Here is a 9,143-nt window from a genome sequence, read left to right on the forward strand (position 1 = left end):
TTAATTGCGTGCTCTACTTGAGTCTGTCAGCAGGACCGCCGGGCCCCACCGGCAGGACAGACCGAAGGGAACTCGACATGAGCGCGCTCTACACCGCAGTCGCCACCGCGAACGGCCGGGAGGGCCGGGCCGTCAGCTCCGACGGGCAGCTGGACCTGGCCCTGGCCATGCCGCCGGCCCTCGGCGGCACCGGTGAGGGCACCAACCCGGAGCAGCTGTTCGCCGCCGGCTACGCCGCCTGCTTCGCCAGCGCCCTCGGCCTGGTCGGCCGCCAGGCCAAGGTCGACACCGGCGACATCTCGGTGACCGCCGAGGTCGGCATCGGCAAGGACGACTCCGGCTTCGGCCTCTCCGTCGTCCTGCGCGTCGAGCTCCCCGACGCCCTCGACAACGAGACCGGCCACCTCCTGGTCAAGCAGGCCCACGAGGTCTGCCCCTACTCCAAGGCCACCCGCGGCAACATCCCGGTCGAGCTCGTCGTCGAGTGACCGACCGACCACCCCGCCCCACCGGAAGGCCCGGACCGCCCCCGCGGTCCGGGCCTTCCGCGTGCCCGCTCCCCACCACCTCGGCTCCGTTCGTGCTCGGCCGCCCTCGGAGCGGCACCCCGGCGGGGCCGGTGGGCGCACCTACGCTGGGCCGCAGCGACGGACGAGGAGGCGGCGATGGCGACCGAGGTGCACCTGGCGCAACAGGTGGAGGCGGACGAACTGCTGGGGCGGAGCGCGTTGGCGGCGTTGGTGGGCATGTTGCTGGACCAACAGGTGCCGATGGAGAAGGCGTTCAGCGGGCCCCGGGTGATCCTGGACCGGATGGGCGGGGAGGACCTGGACGCCCACGCCATCGCCACCTACGACCCGGAGCGGTTCGTGGCGCTGTGCGCGCAGACGCCGGCCGTGCACCGGTACCCGGGGTCGATGGCCAAGCGGACGCAGCAGCTCTGCCAGTACCTGGTGGCCGAGTACGACGGGGACGCGGCGGCGGTCTGGCGCGGGGCCTCGACCGGGGCGGAGCTGCTGAAGCGGCTGGAGGCGCTGCCGGGGTACGGGCGGCAGAAGGCGCAGATCTTCCTGGCGCTGCTGGGCAAGCAGTTCGGGGTGCGACCGGAGGGCTGGCGGAAGGCGGCGGGGGTGTACGGCGAGGAGGGGAGCTTCCGCTCGGTGGCGGACATCACCGGGCCGGAGTCCCTGGCGCAGGTGCGGGTGCACAAGCAGGAGATGAAGGCGGCGGCCAAGGCGGAGAAGGCGGAGAAGGCCGCCAAGACGGGCCGGGTCAGCTGATCCGGCGGTAGGGGTGGCGGTCGCGGATGTGGGCGTGGAAGTACCGGCCGGGGCTGGGCGCGGCGAGCAGTTCGCGGTACTCCGACTCGGGCACCTCCGCGTACTCGTAGACCGAGCCGCTGCGGAACTCCAGCTCCAGCGTCGTGCCCAGGTGGCCGACGGAGGAGAGGCAGCTGGATTCGACGGGTTCGCGGTTCACGGTGCGCTCCGCCTCCCAGTATGCGCGGGCCGGTCCGGGCGGCCCGGCAGGGGCGGGGAGCCGGGGGCCCGGCGATACTGACGGCATGTCACCCATGACGGACACCGGACGGCGGCTGCTGGCCGATCTGCTGGCGCTCGGCACCCGCTTCCCGCTGGTGCTCGGCGGCGACTGCGCCGCCCTCGCGCACGGCCTGCCGGACCGGCCGGTGCGCACGGTCGAGCTGGCGACCGCGAGCCCGGTGCCGCTGGCGGAGCTGACCGCGCGAACAGCCGCCGAACTGCTGGCCCGCGGCTGGGCCGTCCGGGTGCTGGTGGACGATCCGCTGGCCTCGGCGCTGACGGCGGCCGACGCGGGGACGGGCGAGGAGTACGGGGTGGAGCTGCGGAAGGAGAGCTTCTGGCAGCCCCCGCACCAGGGCCCGGACGGGCCGGTGCTGGCCCTGGCGGACCTGGCCGGGACGAAGGTCCGCGCGCTGGTCGACCGGGGGCTGCCCCGGGACCTGGCTGACCTGTTCGCCCTGGCGGACCAGTGGTCGTACCCGGAGCTGGAGACCCTGGGCCGCCGCCACACGGGTGAACCGGGCCTGGATCCGGCCGAGTTGCAGGCCCGGCTGGCCGAGGCGGGGTGGCGCGAGGAGCGGGACCTGGCCGGGCTGGGGCTGACGCCCGAGGAGTCGGCCGCCCTGCGTGACTGGGCGCAGGGCTGGCTCGACGACCTCACGGAGCGCCTGATGGAACGTCAGGAGCCGGTCTCGGACGAACCCGAGGACGAGGCCTCCTGACCCGGCGTCACTTGTAGAACGGCGCGTCGTCCGGGCCGACGTACTCCGGCCGGTACCAGCGGGCCGGGCGGAGCGAGCCGGGGATCTCCTCGGCCACGCCGAGCACCGAGGCGAAGAGCGCCATCCGGGTCGGGATGCCGGCGTCGGTCTGGCGGAAGACGGCCAGCCGCGGGTCGCGGTTGAGGTCGGCGCTGAGGTCGTTGGAGCCGGGGCGGGAGTCGCGCGGGAGCGGGTGCATGATCACCGCGTCCTCCCGGCAGACCCGGTTGACCAGGGCGCTGTCGATCCGGAAGTCGTCGCTGTAGGGCAGCGGCCGGTCCTTGAAGCGCTCGGTCTGCAGCCGGGTGGTGTAGACGAGGTCGGCTTCCTTGAGGCCCAGGGCCGGCTGGTCGGTGACCTCGACCCGGTGGCCGCGCTCGGTGGCCAGGTCGAGCAGGTAGGAGGGCATGCCCAGCTCCTCCGGGGCCACGCAGACGATGGTCATGTCCTGGTAGCGGGAGAGCAGCTTGACCAGCGAGTGCACGGTGCGGCCGTGCTTGAGGTCGCCGACCAGGGCGATCCGGCGGCCGTCCATGGACTTGCCGAGCCGGTCGAACTCGCGGTGCAGGGCGAACATGTCCAGCAGCGCCTGGGTCGGGTGCTCGCCCGCGCCGTTGCCGGCGTTGATCACCGGGACGTTGGTGGCGGCGGCGAACTCGTGGATCGAGCTGACCTCGGGGTGACGCATCACCACCAGGTCGGCGTAGCCGGTCACCACGCGGCTGGTGTCGGCCAGCGACTCGCCCTTGGCGATCGAGGTGACCTCGGTCCCGGTGGTGGAGGTGACCCCGCCGCCCAGGCGCAGGAACGCGGTCTCGCAGCTGAGCCGGGTACGGGTCGAGGCCTCGAAGAACAGGCTCGCCATCACCGCGCCCTCCAGCACCCGGGTGACCTGCTCGCCCCGGGCCACCGGCACCAGCAGGTCGGCCAGCCGGAACAGCCGCTCCAGGTCCTGCCGCTCGAACTGGTCGCTGGAGAGGACGTGCTTCCCGGTCAGTGACATGGCGGCTGGGTTCTCCCTCTGGCGACGCGCTGGACGCCGCCAGTTTACTGGCCGGGCCACGGCCGCCGTCCGAGCCCTCCACGAGCCCTTCGCGGGCCCGGACGACGGCCGCCGCAGGTCAGGGCCGTGCGTACTCGACGGTGAGCAGCGCCCGGCCGAGGGCGTGGTGGGTGAGGTGGAAGCCCACCACGGCCGCCGGGGTGTCCGGGGTCAGGTCGAGCTCCGCCACGTCCAGCGCGTGCACAGCGAAGACGTACCGGTGGGCCGGGCCGGGCGGCGGGGCGGCCCCGTCGTAGCGGTGGCCGGGGAAGTCGTTGCGGACGTGGAAGGCCCCGCCCGGCAGGGTCCCGTCGGAGGCCCCGGCCCCGGCGGGCAGCTCGCGGGTGGAGGCCGGGAGGTTGACCGCCAGCCAGTGCCACCACCCGCTGGCGGTCGGCGCGTCCGGGTCGTAGCAGGTCACCGCGTAGCTCAGGGTCCCCTCGGGGGCACCGGACCAGGCCAGCTGCGGCGAGGTGTTCCCGGCCGCGTACACCTGGGTGTCCGGCATGGTGCCGCCCTCGGCCAGGTCGGCGCTGGTCAGCTCGAACGACGGGACCGGGGGCAGGAATTCGTACGGCAGCGGCGGGCGCTGGCTCATCGCGGAACCTTCCTCGACTTCGGCGGCGGGGGTCATCCCGCAGCCTATGACCTCCAGGGGCTGTCTCCTTGGTGGGTCGATGGGCGGGCGTCGTTGGAGTGCGTGCCTCGGCGGCGCCGAGAAGGGGGCACCTCCCGGCCGGAGGCTGGGGGAGAGTCCGTGCGGAGCATCGGCGACTGACGAGAAGCCGGCGAGGTGCGTGCTCCGGCGGCGCCCGCCAGGCCCCACCAAGGAGACAGCCCCTAGAGTTCGGGGCATGGCAGCCCAAGAGAGTCCCGCTCCCGACTACGGCCGGATGGTCGCCGAGGCCCGACGGGCGCTCTACGTGATGGTCGGGGTGCTCTGCCTGGTGTGGGCGCTGCACCTGGTCAACTGGCTGACGGACTACCAGCTGAGCGTCGACGGCGGCATCCGGGCCCGCCGGGCCGACTCGCTGCCGGACCTGGTCTCCGCGCCCTTCCTGCACGTCAACTGGGCGCACCTGGAAGGCAATTCGGGCCCGCTCTTCATCTTCGGCTTCCTCGCCGCGTACCGGGGCGTCAAGCGCTTCCTGGGGCTGACCGCACTGGTCGCCCTGACCAGCGGGGCGGCGATCTGGCTGTTCTCCCCGGAGCAGTCGCTCACCATCGGCGCCAGCGGGCTGGTCTTCGGGTACTTCGGCTACGTGGTGCTGCGCGGTCTGATCGACCGGAACCTGATCGACAGTCTGGTCGGCGTGGTGATGGGTGCCTCCTTCGCCTACATCCTCACCACCGCCGTGCCCGGCACCCCCGGCATCAGCTGGCAGGGCCACCTGGGCGGGCTGCTCGGCGGCCTGGCGGGCGCGTGGATCTTCCGCGAGCGCCGCCCCAAGGCCTCGGCCGCCCTCTCGCCCGCCCCCACCCCCGCCTCGGCCGGCGTCCCCGCCCAGCCCACCTCCACCGAGGGTGGAGCCGCGGCGGCCGAGCGCCGGAAGCTGCTCAAGGAGCTCGACGACCTCGGGCTGTAGACCCGACGGGCCCGACGCGCCTCCTCGGAGGTATAGACCATTCAGCGCCCCCCGGTTAGCGTGGTCGCACCCGCTCGCACCACCCGCCCGCACCACCCGCCGGAGCCGCCCCGTGGACTCGTCCGTCCTCGCCTTCGCCACCGACCTGCTCGACGAGGGCCCCGACACCTTCTTCGGCAACCTCACCGACCGCGCCGGGGTCGGCGGCGTCACCCTCGCCTCGGTCTACCACGAGGCCCGCGACGTCTTCCCGCACAACCCGCACCGGGTGGTCCGCTACCTGGAGCCGGGCGCCGCCTACTTCCGCCCCGACCCGGCCCGCTGGGCCGGCCGCCGGCTCACCCCGCTGCCCTCCACCGCGATCGGCGACCGCGACCCGTTCGCCGAGGCGGCCGAGCAGGCCCGGCGGCGCGGCCTCAAGCTGCACGCCTGGACGGTCTTCTGCCACAACGACCGGCTCGGCTTCCGCCACCCCGAGGTCTCCCCCGAGAACGCCTTCGGCGACCGCCACCTGACCGAGCTCTGCCCGGCCAACCCCGAGGTCCGCGAGTACGCCACCACCCTGGTCGGCGAGTTCGCCCGCTACGGGGTGGACGCGATCCGCGCCGAGTCGCTGCACTTCCACGGCCTGCGCCACGGCTACCACCACGAGCGGTACTTCGAGCAGCTCGGCCCGGTCACCGAGGCCCTGCTCGGCCTCTGCTTCTGCGAGCACTGCCGCACCGCCTTCGGCGACGGCGCGGAGGACGTCCGGGCCGCCGTCCGCACCGAGATCCGGGCCCGCCTGGCCGACGAGGACCGGGCCGCCGAACCCGTCCCGCTGGACGGTCTGGCCGACGGCGCGGTCGCCGCCTACGTGGACGCCTCCGCCCGCACCGTCACCTCGCTGGCCACCGAGGTCGCCGAGGCGGCCGCCGCCGACGGCATGCGGCTCAGCTTCATGGACGGCGGCGGCCCCGGCACCGGCTGGCTCTCCGGCATCGACCTGCCCGCCCTGGCCAAGGGCGTCCACCAGGTCGAGACCCTCGGCTACGCCCGCACCCCCGAGGCGGTCCGCGACAAGGTCGCCGCCTTCGCGGTGCACGGCGTGCGCCCCGAGGAGATGGCCGTCATCCTCCGCCCGATGACCGAGGACTGCGACGGCCCCGCCAACCTGGCCGCCAAGATCGCCGTCCTGCGCGAACTCGGCGTCCCGGAGGTCGAGTTCTACAACTACGGCCTGATGCGGCTCTCCTCGATGGACCGGATCGGCCAGGCCCTGCGCGGCTGACGCCGGCTCACCGCTTGCGCCGGGAGGTCCCGAAGATGCTCCGCGAGATCTCCCGGCCCAGCTGCGTCCCCGCCGACCGCGCGAAGGACTTCAGCATCGGGTTGTTCAGCAGCGCGTCCACCAGCCCGGGCTCGGGCTTCGGCGCGGGCGGCGCGGGAGCCGGTGCGGGCTCGGGCAGCGCCTCCGGTGACGGCACCGGCTCGGGCTCCGGACGGGCCGTCAGCTTCTCGTACGCCGACTCGCGGTCGACCGCGTCCCGGTAGCGCCCGATCAGCGCCGACCCGTCCACCGCCGCCCGCAGCGCCTCCTCGGTCACCGGCCCCATCAGCGACTGCGGCGCCCGCAGCCGGGTGGCCGCGACCGGCGTCGGCGCCCCCTTCTCGGACAGCACCGTCACCACCGCCTCCCCCGTGCCGAGCCCGGTCAGCACCTCCCCGAGGTCGTAGGCGGCCGACTTCGGGAAGGTGGAGACCGTCGCCTTCAGCGCCTTGGCGTCGTCCGGCGTGAAGGCCCGCAGCGCGTGCTGCACCCGGTTGCCCAACTGCGCCAGCACGTCCCCCGGCACGTCCTTGGGGGTCTGCGTCACGAAGAAGACCCCGACCCCCTTGCTGCGGATCAGCCGCACCGTCTGGGTGATCGCCTCCAGGAAGGCCTTCGAGGCCCCCTTGAAGAGCAGGTGCGCCTCGTCGAAGAAGAACACCAGCTTGGGCTTCTCCGGGTCCCCCACCTCCGGCAGCTCCTGGTAGAGCTCGGCCAGCAGCCACATCAGGAAGGTGGAGAACAGCCGGGGCCGGTCCTGCACCGCCGGCAGCTCCAGCACCGAGACCACCCCGCGCCCGTCCTCCGCGCACCGCAGCAGCTCGGAGATGTCGAACTCCGGCTCGCCGAAGAACGAACCCGCCCCCTCGTTCTCCAGCACCGTCACCGAGCGCAGGATCACCCCCGCCGTCGCGGCCGACAGCCCGCCGATGCCCTTGAGCTGCTCCTTGCCCTCCGGCGAGGTGAGGAAGGAGATCACCGCTGAGAGGTCCTTGAGGTCGTAGAGCTCCAGGCCGTTGCGGTCGGCGAAGTGGAAGATCAGCGAGAGCGAGGCCTCCTGGGTCTCGTTCAGCTCCAGCACCTTGGACATCAGCAGCGGCCCGAAGCTGGTCACGGTGGCCCGCAGCGGGATGCCGTCGCCCAGCCCGCCCAGCGCGTAGAACTCGGCCGGACACCCCTGCGCCGACCAGACCTGCCCGACCTCGGCGGCCCGGCCGGCCACCTTCTCGTTGGCCTGCCCGGGCGCGGAGATGCCGGAGACGTCGCCCTTCACGTCGGCCAGGAAGACCGGGACGCCCTGGGCCGAGAGCTGTTCGGCGATCAGCTGGAGGGTCTTGGTCTTGCCGGTACCGGTCGCCCCGGCCACCAGCCCGTGCCGGTTGAGCACCCCGAGCGGGATGCGCACCGGTGCCCCGGGGAAGGCGGTGCCGTCCAGCAGCACGGCGCCGAGGTCGAGCGCGGGGCCGGTGAAGGCGTACCCGGCCGCGATCTCCCGGACCTCGCCCGGCATCTCGTCGTCGGACTTCACGCCCGTGGTCTGGTCCGTGGTCATCTCGGCAGGCTCCCGGTCATCGCGAACGGATCGTCAGAACAACCACCCCGAAAAGGGGATGTTCCCTATGTAATCCCTACGAATCACCGAACGCAGGCCGGGTCGTGCTTGCTGTGCCCCGGGGCGGCGTGACGGTAGGCTTTCCGTGTGATCTTCAAGCGCATCGGCAACGCACGGCCGTACCCGGATCACGGCCGGACCAGCACCCGCCAGTGGGCGGACGTCGCGCCGCGCCCGGTGCGGCTGGACCAGCTGGTCACCACCAAGGGCCAGTTGGACCTCGAAACCCTTCTGGCCGAGGACTCGACCTTCTACGGGGACCTCTTCGCCCACGTGGTGAAGTGGCGTGGCGACCTCTACCTGGAGGACGGCCTGCACCGCGCGGTCCGGGCCGCGCTCCAGCAGCGCCAGGTCCTGCACGCCCGCGTCCTCGAGATGGACTGACCGTCCGTCACCCCCGCAGGGGCCCGTCGCCGTCGTCCGTTCGGGCGCCGGTACATCCTTTCGAGTGCCCGCGTACTCCAGATGATGATCATTTAGTACCTACGGGCCGGGAGTGGCACTAATCTGCTGATTACGGCCGCAGACTCCGGCACTCCGCCCCGTCGGCCGCATCCGCCGATGACCCTTGCCCTGGCACGAGGGGGAGACCCGTGAGCATGTTGACTCCCCAGGGACTGAAGGGGAAGCAGTACCGGATCACCGGTAACTCCTACCCCCGCCTTGGACGCCCGCCCAAGAAGAGCCGCAAGATCCTGGCCGCGGTCGGCGCACTGCTGGCCCTCTCGCTGATCGCCCTCGGCGGCGTGCAGCTGGTGGACATCTTCTCCGGCAAGAAGGGCGGTACCGCCCAGGCCTGCGCCTCCCCCGGCGCCTCGGCCTCCGGCAAGCCGCTGGCCGCCCCCGAACCGGCCGGCTCCCCGGGAGCCGCCCCCGCCGCCGGCGCCACCTCCACGGCCGTCCCGCAGCCGAACGCCGTGACGGTGAACGTCTACAACGCCACCGCCAAGTCCGGCCTGGCCGCTCGCACCGCCGAGGAGTTCAAGAAGCGCGGCTTCACCATCGGCAAGGTGGGCAACGCGCCGGCCAACGTGGAGAAGCTGCCCACCACCACCGTCCAGGTGATCAGTGGTCCCGGCGGCCTCGGCGGCGCCACCCTGCTCGCCTCCCAGGTCGGCGGCGCCACCAAGTCGGCCGACACCCGGGTGGACGGCTCGGTCGACGTGGTGGTCGGCGACGCCTTCACCGCGCTGCTCGACCCCAACCAGGCCGCCGTCGCGCTGGCCGAGGCCACCAAGCCCTCGCCGACCCCCAGCCCGGTGCCCGGCAGCTGCTGATCCCACGTCAGAAGG

The 9,143-nt window shown here is 73.0% G+C and carries 11 protein-coding genes; 7 read left to right on the plus strand and 4 right to left on the minus strand.

The genetic code is table 11. The annotated features are described in order from the left end of the window. The first annotated feature begins 77 nt into the window (after nt 1-77). Both ACZ6ZR_RS26090 and ACZ6ZR_RS26095 read left to right on the plus strand, forming a co-directional pair. Entirely contained in the window at nt 78-488 is a 411-nt protein-coding gene (locus tag ACZ6ZR_RS26090; protein WP_465646187.1) for an organic hydroperoxide resistance protein, read from the plus strand. Between the two features lie 177 nt (nt 489-665). Further along, complete coding sequence (locus ACZ6ZR_RS26095; protein ID WP_465646189.1) at nt 666-1,280, plus strand: HhH-GPD-type base excision DNA repair protein; 615 nt, start codon at nt 666-668, stop codon at nt 1,278-1,280. Here the strand turns inward: ACZ6ZR_RS26095 and ACZ6ZR_RS26100 are convergent. Further along, nucleotides 1,273-1,479 (minus strand): KTSC domain-containing protein, encoded by a 207-nt coding sequence (locus ACZ6ZR_RS26100; RefSeq protein WP_465646191.1) that lies wholly within the window; start codon nt 1,477-1,479, stop codon nt 1,273-1,275. The genes ACZ6ZR_RS26095 and ACZ6ZR_RS26100 overlap by 8 nt on opposite strands. An 85-nt stretch (nt 1,480-1,564) precedes the next feature. Between ACZ6ZR_RS26100 and ACZ6ZR_RS26105 the strand changes: the two genes are divergently transcribed. Beyond that, nucleotides 1,565-2,263, plus strand: a complete 699-nt coding sequence (locus ACZ6ZR_RS26105; RefSeq protein ID WP_465646193.1) for a nucleotidyl transferase AbiEii/AbiGii toxin family protein — start codon at nt 1,565-1,567, stop codon at nt 2,261-2,263. 7 nt (nt 2,264-2,270) lie between these two features. On the opposite strand, the gene pyrB is transcribed toward ACZ6ZR_RS26105, so the two are convergent. Further along, nucleotides 2,271-3,305, minus strand: a complete 1,035-nt coding sequence (gene pyrB, locus ACZ6ZR_RS26110; RefSeq protein ID WP_465646195.1) for an aspartate carbamoyltransferase — start codon at nt 3,303-3,305, stop codon at nt 2,271-2,273. A 118-nt stretch (nt 3,306-3,423) separates the two neighbouring features. Then, complete coding sequence (locus ACZ6ZR_RS26115; RefSeq protein WP_465646197.1) at nt 3,424-3,942, minus strand: YbhB/YbcL family Raf kinase inhibitor-like protein; 519 nt, start codon at nt 3,940-3,942, stop codon at nt 3,424-3,426. Between the two features lie 256 nt (nt 3,943-4,198). On the opposite strand from ACZ6ZR_RS26115, the gene ACZ6ZR_RS26120 reads away from it, so the two are divergent. Next, nucleotides 4,199-4,930 (plus strand): rhomboid family intramembrane serine protease, encoded by a 732-nt coding sequence (locus ACZ6ZR_RS26120; protein ID WP_465646199.1) that lies wholly within the window; start codon nt 4,199-4,201, stop codon nt 4,928-4,930. A gap of 112 nt (nt 4,931-5,042) precedes the next feature. Then, entirely contained in the window at nt 5,043-6,200 is a 1,158-nt protein-coding gene (locus ACZ6ZR_RS26125) for a hypothetical protein (protein WP_465646201.1), read from the plus strand. A gap of 7 nt (nt 6,201-6,207) precedes the next feature. Here the strand turns inward: ACZ6ZR_RS26125 and ACZ6ZR_RS26130 are convergent, their stop codons facing one another. Beyond that, complete coding sequence (locus ACZ6ZR_RS26130) at nt 6,208-7,791, minus strand: helicase HerA-like domain-containing protein (RefSeq protein ID WP_465646203.1); 1,584 nt, start codon at nt 7,789-7,791, stop codon at nt 6,208-6,210. Nucleotides 7,792-7,938: 147 nt separating this feature from the next. Here ACZ6ZR_RS26130 and ACZ6ZR_RS26135 point away from each other — a divergent pair, with 147 nt between their 5' ends. Then, nucleotides 7,939-8,235, plus strand: a complete 297-nt coding sequence (locus ACZ6ZR_RS26135) for a type II toxin-antitoxin system VapB family antitoxin (protein ID WP_104817069.1) — start codon at nt 7,939-7,941, stop codon at nt 8,233-8,235. A 215-nt stretch (nt 8,236-8,450) separates the two neighbouring features. Next, entirely contained in the window at nt 8,451-9,128 is a 678-nt protein-coding gene (locus ACZ6ZR_RS26140; RefSeq protein ID WP_465646206.1) for a LytR C-terminal domain-containing protein, read from the plus strand. The last annotated feature ends 15 nt before the right edge of the window (nt 9,129-9,143 follow it).

Source organism: Kitasatospora sp. NPDC088742 (genome assembly GCF_055584905.1).

Excerpts from the sequence above, each read along its gene's own strand:
- ACZ6ZR_RS26130 (WP_465646203.1), bottom strand. The coding sequence starts at position 7,791 with ATGACCACGGACCAGACCACGGGCGTGAAGTCCGACGACGAGATGCCG.
- pyrB (WP_465646195.1), bottom strand. The coding sequence starts at position 3,305 with ATGTCACTGACCGGGAAGCACGTCCTCTCCAGCGACCAGTTCGAGCGG.
- ACZ6ZR_RS26090 (WP_465646187.1), top strand. The coding sequence starts at position 78 with ATGAGCGCGCTCTACACCGCAGTCGCCACCGCGAACGGCCGGGAGGGC.
- ACZ6ZR_RS26105 (WP_465646193.1), top strand. The coding sequence starts at position 1,565 with ATGTCACCCATGACGGACACCGGACGGCGGCTGCTGGCCGATCTGCTG.
- ACZ6ZR_RS26115 (WP_465646197.1), bottom strand. The coding sequence starts at position 3,942 with ATGAGCCAGCGCCCGCCGCTGCCGTACGAATTCCTGCCCCCGGTCCCG.
- ACZ6ZR_RS26095 (WP_465646189.1), top strand. The coding sequence starts at position 666 with ATGGCGACCGAGGTGCACCTGGCGCAACAGGTGGAGGCGGACGAACTG.
- ACZ6ZR_RS26120 (WP_465646199.1), top strand. The coding sequence starts at position 4,199 with ATGGCAGCCCAAGAGAGTCCCGCTCCCGACTACGGCCGGATGGTCGCC.
- ACZ6ZR_RS26140 (WP_465646206.1), top strand. The coding sequence starts at position 8,451 with ATGTTGACTCCCCAGGGACTGAAGGGGAAGCAGTACCGGATCACCGGT.